The sequence below is a fragment of the Buchnera aphidicola (Formosaphis micheliae) genome, from assembly GCF_039403185.1.
GTDB classification, from domain to species: domain Bacteria; phylum Pseudomonadota; class Gammaproteobacteria; order Enterobacterales; family Enterobacteriaceae; genus Buchnera_C; species Buchnera_C aphidicola_B.
Genome location: NZ_CP135047.1, coordinates 244,472 through 264,331 on the forward strand (window position 1 = coordinate 244,472; position 19,860 = coordinate 264,331).

Genomic DNA, 19,860 nt, shown 5'->3' on the forward strand with positions numbered 1-19,860 from the left:
CATTATTTTAATATAAAATTATTCTTTATATTTATCTTGGTGCGGTAGTTCAGTTGGTTAGAATACCGGCCTGTCACGCCGGGGGTCACGGGTTCGAATCCCGTCCGCACCGTATTTTAAAAACAAAATGTTATTATAAAACATATTTTTTTATTATATTAAATATTTTTTTTTGATATAAAATATTTAATATATGAAATATCAGTGTTAATCCTTCATTAATTAATTATTAATATTCTTTTTTTTAAAATCTTAAAATATAACTAAAAATATTGGATATCAATTCAATATATGTAATATTTTTTATATAATTATGATATCAGATAGAATTCGATAAAATAAATATATAAATTTTCAATTTTAAATGTATAAAAAATAATAAATTATTATATATAATAAAATATTATATTTTTATTATTAATATAATGTGTATTAATGATATAGATTAAATTGAGATGTAATTACATATAGTAAATAGAATTAATTTTCATTTATTAGTGATGCTAGAATTATATTTTTTAAATTATAGATAGATTATCTTTATTTTTATTATTGAATTTACAGCACCTTATAGTTGCGAGATTTTCTTATATGAGCAAGAAATACATTGTTACTTGGGATATGCTTCAAATTCATGCCAGAAAATTAGCGAAAAAATTACTTTCAGTAAAAAAATGGAAAGGAATTATTGCTGTTAGTAGAGGTGGTTTAATTCCATCCGCTCTTTTAGCAAGAGAACTTAGCATACGTTTTGTAGATACTATATGTATCTCTAGTTACGATTATGATAATTTACGTGATATGAAAATAATTAAACAAGCTGCAGGTAATGGAAAAGATATTATTGTTGTGGATGATTTAGTAGATACAGGTGGAACTGCTAAGATAATTCGTGAAATATATCCAAAAGCATATTTTGTAACTATTTTTGCTAAACCTATAGGGCGTTCATTTGTTAATGATTACATAATAGATATCCCTCAGAATATATGGATAGAACAACCGTGGGACATGAGTATATCTTATATAAAACCTTTAATTAAAGACATATAAATGTATAATATTTTTTATTATAGTCATGTACTTACTATTTTTTATGAATTAATTTTTATTAATTATTTTTTCATATTTCGTAATATAATAAAATTTCCTAAATAAATTATGTATTTTTTTAAAAAAAAATAGTTGGAATACTGTATTAATAGTGACGTAATTTAGTATTATGGTATTAATATATTAATTTATAATTATTATTTTTATAATGTAATATTTATTGATAAATTAAATAAATCTTATAATAAAATAATTATATGTAATTATTTTAAATTGATTAATATATGTTTTAATCATAAAATAATAAATATATAATATGTCATAAATATTAATAATTTGGAATAATATAGAATGAATAACGATATATATAATTTAGATGAAAAAAAAAAAAATGATTGTCTAGAAAATTCTCAAGTGCTTAAAAAAATAAATGATAATGATCTTATAGAACTAAAAAAACAAGTGATATCATTAAAAAATAATTTGTTACATGAGACTATGAATATAGAAGAAGAAATTAAAAAAGTAAAAATAAGAGCAGAGAAAGATATTGAAAATATTTATAAATTTTCTTTAGAAAAATTTATAAATGAAATATTATCTATTATAGATAATTTTGAAAGAGCTTTACAGTTGTCTAATCATTTCAATGATGATAATTATTTAGAAATTAATTCTAAATTAAAACAAATAATAGAATTTTCTTTGAATGTTTTAAAAAATTTTGGAGTAACAGTAATTAATAAAATTGATGTGGTATTCAACCCTGATATTCATCAAGCAATGTCTATCCATTTTTCAGAGTCAATAAAAGAAAATAAAATAATTTCAATTTTTCAAAATGGTTATTTATTAAATGATAGATTATTACGTCCAGCTATAGTATCTGTATCAAAAAATAAAAAAGAAACTATATAGTAATTAAAATTGCAGAGATATTAGTACATTAGTTTCTAACTACTCTGCAAGATATATTTTTTATAGTATGAAAAAATAGTTTATTATAATAAAAAATATAATTAATAGTAAACAACTTTATTTTTTAAAAATATTTTTATAACAAGCGAAATAATTAATATTAAAGTATATAATATATGGTAAAAATTATATTTTTTAAATAAATTATATATTATTTAGATAATAATTATTTATTTAGTTTTTACGTTAGAGTGTTTAATTAATATGACAAAAAAATGTATCAGTCATAACAAATTAATAATAGTTAAAAATAAAAAATGTTATTATAATTATAAGATTATAGATGAATTTGAATCCGGTTTAATTTTATTAGGTTGGGAAATAAAATCAATTAGAGCAAAAAAAGTAAGTATTAATAATAGTTATGTTTTATTTCACGATAATGAAGCTTATTTATTTGGGTCTAATTTTCAACCTGTTTTTACTATTACAAAACATATCAATTGTGAACCTATAAGAAATAGAAAGTTATTGTTACATAGAAAAGAAATAGATTTTATGATTGGTAAAATGAATAAAGAAAGATATAGTATAATTGCATTGTCTTTATATTGGAAAAAAAATTTATGTAAATTAAAAATAGGTATGGGTATAGGTAAAAGTAAATTTGATAAACGAATGTATGAAAAGAATAACGCTTGGAAATTAGAAAAAAATAGAATTTTAAAAAATAAAAAAAATAGTTAATATTATATAATACATATTAAATAGTATATTTTATTTTTTATATAATATTTTTTATATTTAAAATATTAAGTAGTATATAGTGATATTATTTTTATGTACATTAATCATAAATATTGGATGCGATGTGCTTTAAAATTAGCTTATTGTGCTCAAAAAAACGGAGAAGTTCCAGTTGGAGCAATTTTAATATTTAATAATAAAGTTATAGGAGAAGGTTATAATTCCTCTATTTCTAAAAATGATCCTACAGCTCATGCAGAAATTATAGCATTACGTGCTGGAGGTAGAAAATTAAAAAATTATAGATTAATGAATACTACATTATATGTTACTAAAGAACCTTGTATAATGTGTATTGGTGCAATTTTGAATAGTCGTATATATCAATTAGTATTGGGATCTCAAGTAAATAATAAATATAGTATATTGAATATATTAAAAAAACAAAATATTACTAATCATAAGTTATATATTAAACAAAAAATATTAGAAAAAGAATGTAATAATATATTATATCATTTTTTTAAAGATAAAAGAAAAACATAAATATAAATCATTTATATTTTTCTTTTAATTTTTAAATTAATTTTCAAAAATTACGATAGAACATGCATATTTTTTTTCATCTGTTAAGTTAATATGGGTATATTTTATACCTATATGTTGTGCTAATATTTGTGCGTTTTTTAGTAATTTTAATTTAGATTTTCCATGTTGATCATGATAAATTTCAAAATTATGAAATTCAATTCCATATTTCATTCCTGTTCCAAACGCTTTTGAAGCAGCTTCTTTAGCTGAAAAATGTTTAGCTAAGAAATTAATTTTATTTTTTTTTGTAAGATATTCATACCATTCATTGTCTGATAAAATACGTTTAGCAAAATCACTTCCTGAATATTTAATTATTTTTTTTATACGACAAATATTAACGATATCTATTCCAATTCCAACAATAGCCATTTTAAAAGATGTTCCTTGTTTTCAAGATTTAGAATACATTCTCATGATATATTATAAATAATTAATCATGTAAATCAATTTTTACCCATAAAAACAAACATATTTTTTTTTGTAATTTATTAGAAATTTCTTTTCTAGCCAATATATTAAATAATTTTATTTTTTTTCCTTTATTTCCAATAATAATTTTTTTATGATTTACGTTTTTTACTAAAATAATAGCATGAATTTTAATGTTTTTTTTAGTGTAATAATAAGACTCTATTTTAACTTTAATAGAATAAGGTAATTCCTGGTTAAAACAATAGATGATTTTTTCACGAATAATTTCAGATATTATGAAATATTTAGAACAATTTGTAATTTGTTTTTTAGGAAATTGATGTACAGAAATAGGCAAATGATTTTTAACGATATTAGATAATATTTCTATATTTTCTCCAGTTTTAGCTGAAACAAAAATTATTTCATTAGATAATATTTTACTTTTTAAAAAGTTAATATGAGGTAACAATTGATTTTTATTTTTTATTAAATCTATTTTATTTATTACTATTATTGTAGGAATGTTGTTTTTTTTTATTTTTTTTGCTATCAATTCATCGTTATTATTCCATTTTATGTTTTCCGTAACAAATATAATTATATTAGATGAATATATTGTTCTATCTATTTTTTTTTCTATTATTGATTTAGTATCTTTTTTTATTTGATATAGACCAGGAGTATCAATATAGATTGCTTGATAATTATTATCTGTTTTAATACCTATCATATTTTCTTGAGTAGTATGAAGTTTAGGAGAAATAATAGATATTTTCTCTCCTATTAATTTGTTTAATATACTAGATTTTCCAGCATTAGACTTACCTATTATAGCAATTGTTCCAGAATACTGTGTATTATTTTTCACTCTATCCCCAATTTTATTAATGCATTTTGAGCAGCATTTTGTTCTGCTTTTCGACGACTAGCTCCTATTCCAATGGAATATTCTATAATTCCACTAATTGCACAATGAATTGTAAATTCTTGATTATGTGCTTCTCCATAAACTTGTTCAATTAAATAAGTAGGTAATGGTAAACGTTTTGCTTGTAAGTATTCTTGTAATCTTGTTTTTGGATCTTTTTGAGTATCTCCAGGGCTTATTTTTTTTAATCTTTTTGCATACCATGTTAAAATTAATTTTTCTACTGTATTTATATCACTATCTAAAAAAATACTACCAATTAAAGCTTCTACTGTATTTGCTAAAATAGATTCTCGACGGAATCCTCCACTTTTTAATTCTCCTTGTCCTAATTGTAAATAATTTCCTAAATCAAATTCACTAGCTATTTCAGCTAAAGTATTACCTCTAACTAAAGTAGCTCGCATTCTACTCATGTCTCCTTCATCTACGTAAGGAAAATAATGATATAAAGCATTTGCAATTACAAAACTTAAAATAGAATCTCCTAAAAATTCTAGACGTTCATTATGTTTACTATTAGCACTTCGATGAGTTAAAGCTTGAGTTAAAAGTTCTTTTCTAATAAAAGTGTAACCAAGTGTTTCTTGTAACTGATTTATTAGGATGCAATTCATATTATTATATATTTTAATATTTTTTATTTAATTTTTGAAATAGTAATTTATAGTTATAAAAATTAATGTTCATTTTTTTAGGTACACCTAATTTATATGCGTAAAAATTTAGTTTAATAGAAATTGTTTAATTTAGAGTTCCAATTCTATTTAAGCGAATTCCAGAAATCCATTTATGATCATTTTTTTCAATACTCATCCATATATATGTTGCTTTTCCTATTAAATTTTTAATTGGTACGAATCCCCAATAGCGACTATCTAAACTATTATCTCTATTATCTCCTATCATAAAATATTGATTTTTAGGAACTATCCAGTGTCCTATTTTTTTTCCTGTTTGTTTAAAATATTCATTTTCTTGGTCATACAACTTTGAATGTAAAATTATTTTAAATATTTTTTTTTCTATTTTTTCTTGAAAAACGTTGTATAAAAGATGGTTCATATATTGTTGGATATTTTGTTCTGTATTATTATCTAACTTAAACTGTGAACGAGTGATAGAGACTGGTTCTTGATAATGTATTTTATCAATATATGTTGGATAAATTATGAAATTTTTATTAATGGTATCATAAATAATTTTATCTCCTGGTATACCGATGATACGTTTAATGTATTTTATTTTTTCATTCTTTGGGTGTCTAAAAACTACTATATCGCCTCTTTTTGGATGATTGAAATTTATTAAAGTAGTATGCTTAATAGGATCTTTAATTCCATAGGAAAATTTTTCTACTAAAATAAAGTCTCCTGGTAATATTGTAGGCATCATAGATCCAGAAGGTACTTGAAATGGTTCATACAGAAATGAACGAATTATAAATATAATAAATAATATTGGAAAAAATGAAGCTATATATAAAATAAATTTTCTTTTTCTTTTACAAAATATAGTAGAGTTTATATGATTACATTTTTTTTTACTGATGATCCAAAAACATAATGTTATTAAAGTAATTATCACGAATATATTTGTCATTAAGTCAGACATATGATTTCCTTATTGTTTTTTTTGATCAATATTAAGTATTGCGAGAAATACATTTTTTGGAATATTTATATTTCCTATTTGTTTCATTCTTTTTTTTCCTATTTTTTGTTTTTCTAATAATTTTTTCTTCCGACTTATATCTCCTCCATAACATTTTGCTAAAACATTTTTACGTAATTGTTTAATTGTTTCTCGAGCTACAATTTTGCTTCCAATAGAAGCTTGAATTGGAATGTCAAATTGATGTCTAGGAATTAATTCTTTTATTTTTTTAACAATTTCACGTGCTTGAAATTGAGAATTATTTTTATGTATAATGGTTGATAAAGCATCAACTTTTTTTGTATTAACTAATATATCTATACATACTAAATCAGATTTTTGAAACATTTTAAATTTATATTCTAAAGAAGCGTAACCACTAGAAATAGATTTTAATTGATCAAAAAAATTAAGAACAATTTCCGCTATAGGAATATCATAAGTTAGTATAATTTGATGTGTATGATAGATTAATTTTTTTTGTTTACCACGTTTTTCTGTGCATAATTTAATTACATGACCCAAATATTTTTCAGGTAATAGAATATTACATTCTGCTATAGGTTCTCTAATTTCTTTAATGTTTTTTAACGTAGATAATTTATATGGAGCATCTATATATATAACAGAATTATCAATATTAATAATTTCATATATAACTGAAGGCATAGTAGAAATTAATTCTAAATTATATTCTCTTTCTAATCTAGCCTGAATTATCTCCATATGTAATAATCCCAAAAAACCACATCGAAAACCAAACCCAAAAGCAGAAGAGTTTTCTAATTCATAAAACAATGAAGAGTCATTTAAACTGAGTTTACCTAAGGCATCTTTAAATATTTCATATTGTTCTGCACAAATTGGAAATAAACTTGCATAAATTTGTGGTTTAATTTTCTTAAAACTAGTTAATTTATATTTAGCAGGATTAATGCATGACGTTAAAGTAGTTCCCACAGGTATATCTGTTATTTTTTTAACTCCATATATTACCCATCCTACTTCTCCACATGTTAAAAAAGATTTATCTTTTCTTTTAGGTGTAAAAATTCCTAAATTTTCAACTTGATATATTTTATTTGAATTTATTACTTTTATTTTATCGTTTTTTTTAAGACATCCATTCTTAATACATACTAATGATACTATACCTTTATAAGTATCAAACCATGAATCAATAATCAATGCTTGTAAAGATTTATTTGAATTTCCTGATGGATGTGGAATTTCATGTATTATTTTTTCTAATAATTCAACGATACCTTGACCTGTTTTAGCAGAACATTGAACAGCATTGGTAATAGAAATACCAATAATATCTTTTATTTCTTTTAGTGTACGTTCAGGACGTGCAGTAGGTAAATCTATTTTGTTTAGTACAGGGATAATTTTTAAGTTCATTTCTAATGCTGTACGACAAGTTGCTACTGTTTGTGCTTCGACTCCTTGTGTTGTATCAACGACTAAAAGAGCTCCTTCACATGCTGATAAAGATCGTAATACTTCAGAAGAAAAATTAACATGTCCTGGAGTATCTATAAAATTTAATTGAAATTTTTCTTGTTTTTTACTTTGATAATTAATAGTTACGCTTTGAGCTTTTATTGTAATACCTCTTTCTTTTTCAAGATCCATAGTATCTAAAACTTGTTCATGCATTTCTCTTGTTGATAAACCATGACATATTTGAATAAATCGATCAGATAGAGTTGATTTTCCATGGTCAATATGTGCAATAATAGAAAAATTTCTTATTTTTGTTATCATTTGATTATCATTATTATGTTAAAAATTAAATTTTATTTTTTATATTTATTAATCGAGTACAATAATTGAATATATAAATAGATAAAATTTTTTTGATATAAAACAATATTATATATATATATTATACTAATATATTATTTAATATAAAATGTCATTTTTAATCAAAAAAATATTTTTTTAATAACATATATTTTATTGTAGAATACATTTCTTAATAAAAAAATAAAAATTATTTTTTAAGAATTTACATAGTGTATACCTAAGATAAATATTTTATTAAAGGTACTAACTAACAGATTAATTAATATTTACATATTGATAATATGTTATCATATCAATATTTTATAAATAGAATATGTCAAAATATGTATAAAAAACATCGGAAAAAAGTTATTGTTGCTATGTCAGGAGGAGTTGATTCTTCTGTATCTGCGTGGTTATTACTAAAAAAAAATTATCATGTAGAAGGTTGTTTTATGAAAAATTGGGAAGAAGAAGACAATAATAATTATTGTTCAGCATATAAAGATTTATCAGATGCAAAAAAAGTATGTGATCAGCTAGGCATTTACTTACATAAAATAAATTTTTCTTCCGAATACTGGGAATATGTTTTTAAAAACTTTATATCAGAGTATAAAAATGGAAATACACCTAATCCTGATATTTTATGTAATAAAGAAATAAAATTTAAAACATTTTTAAATTTTGCATTGGAAGAATTAGGAGCTAATTTTATTGCTACAGGTCATTATGTTCGAAAAAAAGTAATTTGTAATCAAATTCGTCTTTTACGAGGAATTGATGAAAATAAAGATCAGAGTTATTTTTTATATACTTTAAATGCAGAACAAATAAAAAAAACTTTGTTTCCAATAGGTATGTTAAAAAAATCACAAGTACGTTATATTGCAAAAAAAATAGATATTGTAGTAGCTCATAAAAAAGATTCAACAGGAATATGTTTTATTGAACCAAAAAAATTTAGTAATTTTTTAAATCGTTATTTGTCAGGAAAAAAAGGTAATATAGTAAATACATTAGGTCAAATTATTGGAACACATACAGGAGTAATTTACTATACATTAGGACAAAGAAAAGGTTTAGGTATAGGTGGTATACGTGATTCAAAAAATAATAGCCCATGGTACGTTGTTGATAAAAATATTATTACTAATACTTTAACAGTAGCTCAAGGTAATAAAAATATTTATTTAATGTCATTAGGATGTATAGTTACTAAATTAAGTTGGGTTAATAATAAAATTTTAAAAAAATCATTGATTTGTACAGTAAAAACTAGATATCGACAAGAAGATATACCCTGTTGTTTAGTACCTATCAATTCAGATTGTATAAAAGTTATTTTCAAAAAATCAGTGTTTTCAGTCACTCCAGGCCAATCAGCAGTTTTTTACTTACTAGAAGTATGTATTGGAGGTGGAATAATTAATAAAAGAATACCTGTTTATAATGAAAATAATTAATAAATTTATTTAAAAAAATAACATGACGTTAATATATTATATATAATTAAATATCATAAAAATATTATAAGAAAATAAAATGTATTCTGTTAAATTAATATTTTTAATTTTAGTATAAAATATATAATGAATATTTCTGCATAAATATATTTTATTAATATAAAGAATAGTTTCATTAATGTACAATATAATAAATAAAATTAATTTTAAAGAGACCTATATATCAAATTAATATATTTCTTATAAAAATAAATAAAAAAATAAGAGAATTAATATTACAATATATATTAAACAAACAATATATAATAAAACTATTAATTATAAGTATATTTTAAGAAAATAATAATGAGCTAATATATGAAATTATCAAATTTAACAGCAATTTCTCCCGTTGATGGACGTTACGAAAAAATTACTATTCCTTTACGAAATATATTTAGTGAATATGCTTTATTAAAATTTCGAATTAAAATTGAAATTCATTGGATTAAAAAATTATCTGATATTTTATTAATACCAGAAATACCTAAATTTAGTCAAAAAACTATAATTTTTTTAGATAATATTGTCAATAATTTTAATGAAAATGATGCAAAATATATCAAATTATTAGAAAAAAATATCAATCATGACGTAAAATCTATAGAATATTTTTTAAAAGAAAAATTTTCTCAAATTTTAGAATTGAAGGAAATATCGCAATATATTCATTTTGCTTGCACATCAGAAGATATTAATAATCTATCTTATGCTTTGATGTTAAAAACTGCCAGAAAAGAAATAATCGTACCTATATGGAATTCTATTATTAAAAATATTAATAATATGGCTTTAAAATATAAAGAAATTCCTATGTTATCTAGAACACATGGACAACCAGCTACTCCATCTACTGTAGGTAAGGAATTTTTAAATTTTTCTTATAGAATGCAACGTCAATTAAATCAATTTAATTATATAGAAATATTGGGAAAATTTAATGGAGCTACCGGAAACTATAATGCACATTTAGCTGCTTATCCTAACATTAATTGGCATAAAATTAGTCAAGAATTTGTATTATCATTAGATATCGGATGGAATCCGTATACTACTCAAATTGAGCCGCATGATTACATAGCTGAATTTTTTAATTGTATGTTACTATTTAATAATATTTTATTAGATTTTAATCAAGATATGTGGGGTTACATTTCTAAAGATTATTTTACACAAAAAATTATTTTTAATGAGATTGGATCTTCAACTATGCCTCATAAAGTTAATCCAATATACTTTGAAAATTCAGAAGGAAATTTAGGTTTAGCTAACGCTTTAATCAAACATATTACATCAAAACTATTAATTTCTCGTTGGCAAAGAGATTTAAGTGATTCTACTGTATTAAGAAATTTAGGAATTATTATATCGTATTCAATAATAGCATATGATTCTGTTTTATCAGGAATTAAAAGAATAGAAGTTAATGATAAAAAAATATTATATGATTTAAATATTCATTGGGAAGTTTTATCTGAAGCTATACAAACCGTAATGAAGAAATACAATATTAATAACGCATATGAACAATTAAAAAAATTTACATGTGGAAAAAAAATTAATTCTACTAATTTACATGTATTTATTAATAATCTTCCTATTCCTATTCAAGAAAAAAAAAGATTAATTAAGTTTACTCCTAGTAATTATATAGGAGATGCAGTACAATTAGTAATTAGTAATAATAAAGATATGTTAAATAAAAATTAATTATATATAATATCTCTATGTATAATATTTTATAGTATTTTACGATTTAATTATTCTATTGTTGTTACTAATTAATAAATTATTTCTATTTTATAGAATTTTATATATTTAAATAATATTTAAATAAGAAAATAGATATAATATGTTTAATATTGTATAATAATATTTAAATTTTTAAAATATATATATAATATTGTTCAATTGATAAAAAATTAAATTAAAATTAATTATTTCATATTTTTTATATTGTTTTAAACATATCGATCTAATTATAAAATATATGTTATTTGTTGTCATAGTAAGTTATATATATGATAAATGTTATTGATTAACTAAATACAATAATTTTTCAAAATATTTAAAATATTATCAATTTTAGTAAAAATTAATCTTAAAAAAATATTTACAAAATATATGTATAATCAAGGTATATTAAAAGGAAAAAGAATATTAATTACTGGTATATCAAGTAAATCATCTATAGCATTTGGGATTGCCAAGGCTATGTATCAACAGGGAGCAAATTTAGCTTTTAGTTGTAAAACTAATAAATTGAAAAATAAAATATCATTATTTTCAAGTGAATTAGGTTCAAGTATCGTCATACCTTGTGATGTTGATAAAGACCAGGATATTAAAGATTTATTTAAAAAATTGTCAAATATTTGGATAAATTTTGACGGATTTGTACATTCTATTGCATATGCTGAAAAATGTAATTTACATGGAGATTTTGTAGATACTATTAGTAAAGATATATTTCAAACAGCACATAATATTAGTTCTTATAGTTTTATTGCTATGGCTAAAGAATGTAAAAAAATGTTGAATAAAAATGCTTCGTTAGTGACATTAACTTATGAAGGATCTCAAAAAGTAATTCCATATTATAATATTATGGGATTAGCTAAAGCGTCTTTAGAAGCAAATGTACGTTATATGGCATACACATTGGGAGAAAATATGATTAGAGTAAATGCTATCTCTGCAGGACCTATAAGTACTACATCCTCATATAGCATAAAAGATTTTAAAAAAATATTTAATTTTTCCAAATTAATATCTCCTATGCGTAAATTAGTTACTTCTAAAGAAATAGGTAATACTGCCGCTTTTTTGTGTTCTGATTTATCTAAAGGTATTACAGGACAGGTAATTTATGTTGATGGTGGTGTGAATATTTCAAAAATTAATATTTCATAAATATTAATATATTATTAGTTGCGTAATGTACTTATAGTTTATGTAATTTTTTATATTTAGTATTGTAAAAAAATATTACTTTTTTATATTAATAATTCGTGACTTGTATTTATTTATTATTTAAAAATATAATTAATATAAAAATATTAATTTATTATATTAAGTATATAAATTTTATTATGACATTTAGGTGTAATTATTATGTTTCTAAATAATCCATTGCTGAAAAAGTTAAAAAAAAAATTACACAATACGTCACCAAAAGTAGAAGGAATTGTAAAATGTACTAAAAGAAATTTTGGTTTTTTAGATGTAGATTCAAAAACAAGTTATTTTATTACACCTAATGATATGAAACAAGTCATGAACGGTGACCGAATTAGTGCACAAATTAAATTAGATAAATCGAGAGAAATAGCAATACCGAAAAAATTAATTGTACCATTTTTAAATATATTTGTTGGGAAAATATATACAAAAAATAATCAATTATTTATCTCACCTTATTATCCTGTATTAAAAGAATTAATTCTATGTTATATCAATATAAATTGTACTCATGATTTTAAGTCAGGTGATTGGGTGACTGCTAAATTAGTACAGCATAAATTAAATGGTTATCCTTATTTTTATGCTAAAATTTTACAATTTATTATAGAAGGAAATAATTTATTAGCACCATGGCGTGTTACTTTGTTTCGTCATAATTTAGAATATAATGAACCTAACATATTATTTATTAGTAACAGTACTAATTGTGATTCTTTTCCTAGAAAAGATTTAACTCATTTAGATTTTATTACTATTGATAACATAAACACTAAAGATATAGATGATGCCCTATTTATAGAACAAAAATCTAAAGATTTTATAAATTTATTCGTTGCTATTGCAGATCCTACATATTATATTCCATATAACAGTGAAATAGATAAGTTAGCTTGTAGAAGAGGATTTACAAATTATTTACCAGGTTTCAATATTCCTATGTTACCTAGAATTTTATCTGAAGAGGTATGTTCTTTACAACCAAATATCGTAAAACCTTCTCTCGTATGTTTAATTGTAATGGACAAATATGGAAATATTTTAGATGAAAAAATTAATTTTTTTTTGGCGTGGATTAAATCAAAAGAAAAATTAATTTATGAAAATATATCTAATTGGTTAGAAAAAAAAGGATCATGGCAACCAAAAAACAAAAATATTGCTAATCAAATTTCATTATTACATAATTTTTTTAAAATACGAAAAATATGGCGTAAAAAATATTCTTTTGTGTCTAAAGAACGTTTAGAATATAAATTTAATATTTCTGAAAATGGTGAAATAGTTAATATTATACCTCAAATAAGAAATATAGGTCATAAAATAGTAGAAGAAGCTATGATTGTAGCTAATACATGTGCTGCAAAAATATTATCTAATAATCTTGGATTTGGTATATATAACACACATACTGGTTTTGAATATGCTAATGCTGAGAATGTTGTATCTTTGTTAATAAATTATGGAATTTATGTTTCTGCAAAAAAAATTGTAACGTTGGAAGGATTTTGTAATTTACATAGAATTTTAAATAAATTATCTAATAATTATTTAAATAGTAGAATTCGTCGTCTTCAGTCATTTGTAGAAATTAGTTTAAAACCAGCGCCCCATTTTGGTTTAGGCGTAGAATCTTACGCAACATGGACTTCTCCAATTAGAAAATATGGTGATATGATGAATCATCGTTTTTTAAAATCAATTATTCAAAATACACAAATAAGTAAACCAACTTCAATGCTGACTTCTAAAATTAGTGATTGCCGTCGTTTACATAGGATAGCTACAAGAGATGTCGAAGATTGGTTATATACCATATTTTTAAGTAATATTAAAAAAGATAATTCAATTATTTTTAATGCAGAAATATTTGACATTTCTCGTGGTGGAATGAGAGCATATTTAATTGAAAATGGAGCAAAAGTATTTATTCCTGCTTCATTTATACATATAAATAGAAATGAATTAATATGTGATCCAGAACAAGGTACAGTATATATTATGGGAAATATTGTTTATCGAATTTCTGATATTATTCAAGTAAAATTAGAAGAAATAATAATTGAATCACGTAATATTTTAGTTAGACCTATATTATAAATATACATTCATCTATTACTTTATCAATTTATTAAATATAAAAAAATTATTTATACTAAATTAATGTTATTATATTAACATTACATAATTTTAAATATATTAATATATATTAATCAATTCTGAATTTATTTTTTTATTTATATATAAAAGAATTATATTAAAATTAATTTGTTATAACAATAATCTATTTAATTATTTTTTTTATTTATATTAATAGTGATTATATTATTAAACATAGAATCTTAATGGTAAAATATTTTATCAATATTAATATTTTTCATTATATTTTTAATGAATACACTTGTTTACTTTAGGAACAAAATGTGAATATTGAGATGTCTGATTTTTCTACTTATATAAAATTTTTTATTAGTTTATGTGCTTTAGTTAATCCTATAGGTATGATTCCTATCTTTACAAGTATAACTAGTCATCAAAATAGAACAGAAAGAAATAATACTAACTTTATAGCTAATTTGTCAGTAGTAATTATTTTATGTACATCTTTATTTTTGGGTAATTATATTTTAGAATTGTTTGGTATTTCTATCAATTCTTTTAGAATAGCAGGTGGTATATTAATTATTATGATTGCGTTATCTATGTTAAACGGTAAATTAATGTCAGATATGAGACAAAAAAATCAAATTAAATCTTCTATTTCTAAAAATATAGCAGTAGTACCATTAGCAATGCCTTTAATTGCAGGACCTGGTGCAATTAGTTCAACCATTGTATGGAGTACAAATTATTCTGGTATTGGTAACATATTAGGATGTACTATAGTTATTATTTTATTTTCTATATTATGTTGGTTATTATTTAAAGCCGCTCCATTTTTTGTATTTTTGTTAGGAAATACAGGAATTAATATTATAACACGTATAATGGGCTTACTTTTAATGTCTTTAGGAATTGAGTTTATAATTACTGGTATTAAAACTTGGTTATCTATTTAATTAACACTATTTAAATTTATATTTGGAAATATTCTTGTATAACAATACTATCATAGTTCGTCAATTAGGACTTCAATGTTGGAAAAAAATATTTAATTTAATGGAAGATTTTACTATTTCTCGTAACAAAAATACATTAGATGAATTATGGTGTGTTCAACATTATCCAATTTTTACTCTAGGTAGATTAAGTCAAGAACAAGACTTAATTTTTTCTAATAAGATAGAGGTAATACAAACTAATAGAGGAGGAAGAATAACGTATCATGGTCCTGGTCAACAAATAATTTATTTATTAATTGATATTAATAGAAGACAAATTACTCCGAGAAAATTAATACAATTAATAGAATGTACAGTTTTATCTACATTACAACATTTTTGTATTAAAGCACATTTAATAAAAGAATATCCTGGAATATATGTCGATAATAAAAAAATTTGTTCTTTTGGTTTACGTATTACAAAAGGATGTTCATTACATGGTTTTGCATTAAACATTAATATGGATATGTCTCCATTTTTACAAATTTATCCTTGTGGTAATAGAAACATTAAAATGACTCAACTTATTGAGTTTAAAAAAAAAGTTAATATTATAAATGTAACTTCGATATTACTAAAACAAATAATTAATTTATTAAATATAAAAACAGTATATTATGAATACATGTTAAACGATTAATATTTGTTAGTTGAATGCATATAATTAATATGATTCAGTAATATTTTTTTATAAATATTATATTTAATTTTTAAAATATTTTATAAATGTGAATAATTTTATATTAAATAGCTTCTAATAAATTAAATAATAGATAATAATATGATATCAAAAAAAATACCAGTAAAAGAAATTTTTACAAATAATACAATATTGAAGAAACCTAATTGGATAAAAATTAAGATTCAAACTAATTCGAGACGAATTAATGAAATAAAACAAACATTGAGACAGAATAATCTTCATTCTGTTTGTGAAGAAGCTTTATGTCCCAATTTATCAGAATGTTTTAATAATAATACAGCAACATTTATGATTTTAGGAGATATATGTACTCGACGTTGTGGATTTTGCGCTGTAAAAAGTGGTAGACCTAAAATACCGGATATGAATGAATCAAAAAGATTAGCAAAAGTTATTAAAAGTATGAATATAAATTATGTAGTAATTACGTCTGTAACACGAGATGATTTACATGACGGTGGAGCACAACATTTTACTAATTGCATTAAAGAAATTAGAAAAAATAAAAATGTAAAAATAGAAATTTTAGTACCCGATTTTAGAGGATGCGAAGAAAAAGCGTTAAATATTATCAATTCTAATCCACCAGATATATTTAATCATAACTTAGAAAATGTACCTCGTTTGTATGAATACGTTCGTCCAGGAGCAAACTATGCTTCTTCACTAAATTTATTAAAAAATTTTAAATTATCTAATCCTAAAATACCCACAAAATCAGGTTTAATGTTAGGATTAGGAGAAACAAATGAAGAAATTATATCAGTAATGTATGATTTGCGGATGAATGGTGTAGATTTACTGACATTAGGTCAATATTTACAACCTAGTGTACAACATATACCGGTACAAAGATATATCACTCCAATAGAATTTTATAATTTTCAAAAAAAAGCTATTTCCATGGGATTTTCTAATGCTTTTTGCGGTCCTTTAGTAAGATCATCATATCATGCTAATTTGCAAAATTATGTTTAAATAAGTTTAACATCATTATCAATTAATAAACATATATTAATAGCACTATTATATTTCATTGAGGTAATACTAATGTTACAGATTTCTTCTAAATATAAATATTCTAAAAAAATAATCATTGCATTAGATTATTTTGATCAATATAAAGCAATGCAATTAATAAATTGTTTAGATCCGAAATTGTATAGCGTAAAAATTGGTAATCAAATGTTCATTCTTTTTGGAAAAAAATTCATTGTTAAGTTAAAAAAACTTGGATTTGATATTTTTCTTGATTTAAAATTTCATGATATTCCCAATACGATTTTTAATGCTGTTTCAGCTGTAGCAGATTTAGGAGTATGGATGATTAGTGTTCATATATCTGGAGGAAGTAAAATGTTACAATCAGCTAAATTAGCTTTAAAATCCTTTCATAAAAATGCACCTTTATTAATTGGAATTACAGTTTTAACTAGTTTTATTTCACATAATTTAAAAGAAATTGGAATTAATACATCTATTTCAAAACAAGTATTAAATTTATCTATTTTAGCTAAAGAAAATGGTTTAGATGGTGTAGTATGTCCAGGAGAAGAATCAACTAAAATAAAAAAGATATTAGGACATAAATTTAAAGTTATTTCACCTGCTGTTAGGTTTAACACATTATCTGTTGATGATCAAAATCAAATTATAACACCAGAATTAATTAATCAGTTTAATATAGATTATATTATTGTTGGACGAGTTGTTACTGCGTCTAATGATCCTATGTATACATTAAATAAAATAGTATCTTTTTTATAATATATATTATAGTAATAATAGTGATTATAAATTAAAAAAATTAATATTATTAATATAGAATGTATTTTTATATAATCATTGATTGATTATTAATTATTAATTATTTTATTCTAAATACAAATTAAAATTATTTTTTTTATGCTTAAAAAATAAAGTGTGTCTTATTGTTAAATAATATATTTTTTATATATTTATATTATGATATAATTTTATATATTTATTATATTTGTAAATTTTACAAATTTCAAAAGAAATATATTATTTTTTATTTACTCAACAAAGTAATTTTGTGACAATTAGATTTAAAAAAAATAAATAAAGTAATTTTAGTTATAATTTGTTTTAACTGTTTAATTAATCATAATTCATTTTGTAAAATATGATTATATATTGTAACTAAAATGAGAATTATACAAAAAAGATCAAGATGAAAATAGTGTAAATTAATAGTAATAACATATGTGTGATAAATATTGATTTATTAATTAAAATTATTATCGTATTTAAATAAATAGATTAGATTAATTTAATAAGAATAATTTAATTAAAGTTGTTTCTTATGAATATAATATAATAAATGTACTTAAAAAAATATATTTAATTGTAATAAAAATATTAAAAATATAAATTACTTACATATTCAAGTTAATATAATAAATCCTTTTTAGATTAATGAAATATTTTAAAAAGTTAAAATTATATTACAATATAATTTTATAAGTTATGTAGATATATTAAATAAAATAGAATTATATATTATGTTAAACAAAATTAATTATTTATTAATATTTTAATATTAATTTATATATGATTTATATTAATTGAATATTCAGATAATATTAAACCTTCTACGTTAAAATAATAGAAGGTTTAAAAAAATATTAAAATAATATTTTAGTAAAACATTATAATTTATAACTAAAATAATATATCTTTATTATATAAAATATAAATGATTATATTGTTTTTTTATTTATTATTTAATAAATTAAAATAAATACTTTTTATTAAAAAAATAGTATTCTATTAACATAGTATTATTAAACATTAAATATATATTAATGTTTTGTAGGTTATAATATAGTAATATTTATATATTAGTTTTTTATATTAATAAGTGTTTTATTTGAATTATAGTAAAAAATCTTCTAAATTTTTTTTATGATCTAAAATAGCATTTTTAATAATAGCAGGTGTTCTACCTTGACCTGTCCACGTTTTAAAATCTCCTTTTTCATTTATATATTTATATTTTGCTGGTCTAATTTTTTTTTTTGATTTACTAGTATGTTTATGAGTATTCATAGTATCTAATAATTCATTTGGATTAATTCCATCTGCTATTAACATTTCTCGATATTGTTTTAATTTCTTTGTTTTTTCTTTAATTTCAGCTTTAACTTGATTTTCTTCTTCTCTACGTTCATGTACAATTGCTTCTAATTTTTCTAACATTTCTTCTAAGGTTTCTAAAGAACAATCCCGAGCTTGTGCTCGTAAAATACGAATATTGTTTAGAATTTTCAGTGTTTCGTTCATATCACCATCTCACGAGATAATAAAATAAATTTTATTCATTCAACAATAAAATAATAATGTAATATAAATAAAAGAGCATATATATTTTATTTTGATAAAAATAAATTTTTAATATTTAATTATTCATGCTTATTTATATATATATATATTATTAAAATTAAATATCTTATATATTAAAGT

18 protein-coding genes and 1 tRNA gene are annotated in these 19,860 nt (G+C 21.4%); 13 read left to right on the top strand and 6 right to left on the bottom strand.

What is annotated here, in order from left to right; translation table 11 throughout:
* The first annotated feature begins 38 nt into the window (after positions 1 to 38).
* From RJX12_RS01015 to tadA, 5 genes are all read left to right on the top strand, one after another.
* Positions 39 to 112: transfer RNA gene (locus tag RJX12_RS01015), tRNA-Asp, on the top strand.
* A 479-nt stretch (positions 113 to 591) separates the two neighbouring features.
* Positions 592 to 1,053 (top strand): xanthine phosphoribosyltransferase, encoded by a 462-nt coding sequence (gpt, locus tag RJX12_RS01020; RefSeq protein WP_343192353.1) that lies wholly within the window; start codon positions 592 to 594, stop codon positions 1,051 to 1,053.
* 351 nt (positions 1,054 to 1,404) lie between these two features.
* Positions 1,405 to 1,971, top strand: coding sequence for a nucleotide exchange factor GrpE (gene grpE, locus RJX12_RS01025; RefSeq protein ID WP_343192354.1), 567 nt, complete (start codon positions 1,405 to 1,407; stop codon positions 1,969 to 1,971).
* 264 nt (positions 1,972 to 2,235) lie between these two features.
* Positions 2,236 to 2,718 (top strand): SsrA-binding protein SmpB, encoded by a 483-nt coding sequence (gene smpB / locus RJX12_RS01030; RefSeq protein WP_343192355.1) that lies wholly within the window; start codon positions 2,236 to 2,238, stop codon positions 2,716 to 2,718.
* A gap of 93 nt (positions 2,719 to 2,811) precedes the next feature.
* Positions 2,812 to 3,264 (top strand): tRNA adenosine(34) deaminase TadA, encoded by a 453-nt coding sequence (gene tadA, locus RJX12_RS01035; RefSeq protein ID WP_343192356.1) that lies wholly within the window; start codon positions 2,812 to 2,814, stop codon positions 3,262 to 3,264.
* A 36-nt stretch (positions 3,265 to 3,300) separates the two neighbouring features.
* Here the strand turns inward: tadA and acpS are convergent, their stop codons facing one another.
* The 5 genes from acpS to lepA all read right to left on the bottom strand — a co-directional run bounded on the left by acpS (position 3,301) and on the right by lepA (position 8,077).
* Positions 3,301 to 3,681, bottom strand: a complete 381-nt coding sequence (gene acpS, locus RJX12_RS01040; protein ID WP_343192357.1) for a holo-ACP synthase — start codon at positions 3,679 to 3,681, stop codon at positions 3,301 to 3,303.
* A 61-nt stretch (positions 3,682 to 3,742) separates the two neighbouring features.
* Entirely contained in the window at positions 3,743 to 4,594 is an 852-nt protein-coding gene (gene era, locus RJX12_RS01045) for a GTPase Era (RefSeq protein WP_343192358.1), read from the bottom strand.
* Positions 4,591 to 5,271: a ribonuclease III gene (rnc, locus tag RJX12_RS01050; protein ID WP_343192359.1), complete on the bottom strand. Its 681-nt coding sequence runs from the start codon at positions 5,269 to 5,271 to the stop codon at positions 4,591 to 4,593. Before rnc ends, era begins: the two co-directional genes overlap by 4 nt.
* Positions 5,272 to 5,398: 127 nt before the next feature.
* Entirely contained in the window at positions 5,399 to 6,268 is an 870-nt protein-coding gene (gene lepB / locus RJX12_RS01055) for a signal peptidase I (RefSeq protein ID WP_343192360.1), read from the bottom strand.
* A 9-nt stretch (positions 6,269 to 6,277) separates the two neighbouring features.
* On the bottom strand, positions 6,278 to 8,077 hold the full coding sequence (gene lepA / locus RJX12_RS01060) for a translation elongation factor 4 (RefSeq protein ID WP_343192386.1): 1,800 nt from the start codon (positions 8,075 to 8,077) through the stop codon (positions 6,278 to 6,280).
* 326 nt (positions 8,078 to 8,403) lie between these two features.
* On the opposite strand from lepA, the gene mnmA reads away from it, so the two are divergent.
* From mnmA to pyrF, 8 genes are all read left to right on the top strand, one after another.
* Positions 8,404 to 9,567, top strand: a complete 1,164-nt coding sequence (mnmA, locus tag RJX12_RS01065) for a tRNA 2-thiouridine(34) synthase MnmA (RefSeq protein WP_343192361.1) — start codon at positions 8,404 to 8,406, stop codon at positions 9,565 to 9,567.
* A gap of 357 nt (positions 9,568 to 9,924) precedes the next feature.
* The gene (gene purB / locus RJX12_RS01070; protein ID WP_343192362.1) at positions 9,925 to 11,316 is read left to right on the top strand and encodes an adenylosuccinate lyase; all 1,392 of its coding nucleotides are present in this window, start codon (positions 9,925 to 9,927) and stop codon (positions 11,314 to 11,316) included.
* Positions 11,317 to 11,730: 414 nt separating this feature from the next.
* Complete coding sequence (locus tag RJX12_RS01075) at positions 11,731 to 12,519, top strand: enoyl-ACP reductase FabI (RefSeq protein ID WP_343192363.1); 789 nt, start codon at positions 11,731 to 11,733, stop codon at positions 12,517 to 12,519.
* A gap of 201 nt (positions 12,520 to 12,720) precedes the next feature.
* Positions 12,721 to 14,667: an exoribonuclease II gene (locus RJX12_RS01080; protein WP_343192364.1), complete on the top strand. Its 1,947-nt coding sequence runs from the start codon at positions 12,721 to 12,723 to the stop codon at positions 14,665 to 14,667.
* A gap of 323 nt (positions 14,668 to 14,990) precedes the next feature.
* Positions 14,991 to 15,626, top strand: coding sequence for a YchE family NAAT transporter (locus RJX12_RS01085; RefSeq protein ID WP_343192365.1), 636 nt, complete (start codon positions 14,991 to 14,993; stop codon positions 15,624 to 15,626).
* Between the two features lie 34 nt (positions 15,627 to 15,660).
* Positions 15,661 to 16,311, top strand: coding sequence for a lipoyl(octanoyl) transferase LipB (lipB, locus tag RJX12_RS01090; protein WP_343192366.1), 651 nt, complete (start codon positions 15,661 to 15,663; stop codon positions 16,309 to 16,311).
* 141 nt (positions 16,312 to 16,452) lie between these two features.
* Positions 16,453 to 17,352 carry a lipoyl synthase gene (lipA, locus tag RJX12_RS01095; protein WP_343192367.1) on the top strand — a complete coding sequence of 300 codons (900 nt, stop codon included), beginning with the start codon at positions 16,453 to 16,455 and terminating at the stop codon, positions 17,350 to 17,352.
* A gap of 72 nt (positions 17,353 to 17,424) precedes the next feature.
* The gene (gene pyrF, locus RJX12_RS01100; protein ID WP_343192368.1) at positions 17,425 to 18,141 is read left to right on the top strand and encodes an orotidine-5'-phosphate decarboxylase; all 717 of its coding nucleotides are present in this window, start codon (positions 17,425 to 17,427) and stop codon (positions 18,139 to 18,141) included.
* Positions 18,142 to 19,272: 1,131 nt separating this feature from the next.
* On the opposite strand, the gene hns is transcribed toward pyrF, so the two are convergent.
* Positions 19,273 to 19,680 (bottom strand): histone-like nucleoid-structuring protein H-NS, encoded by a 408-nt coding sequence (hns, locus tag RJX12_RS01105; RefSeq protein WP_343192369.1) that lies wholly within the window; start codon positions 19,678 to 19,680, stop codon positions 19,273 to 19,275.
* Positions 19,681 to 19,860 lie beyond the last annotated feature (180 nt).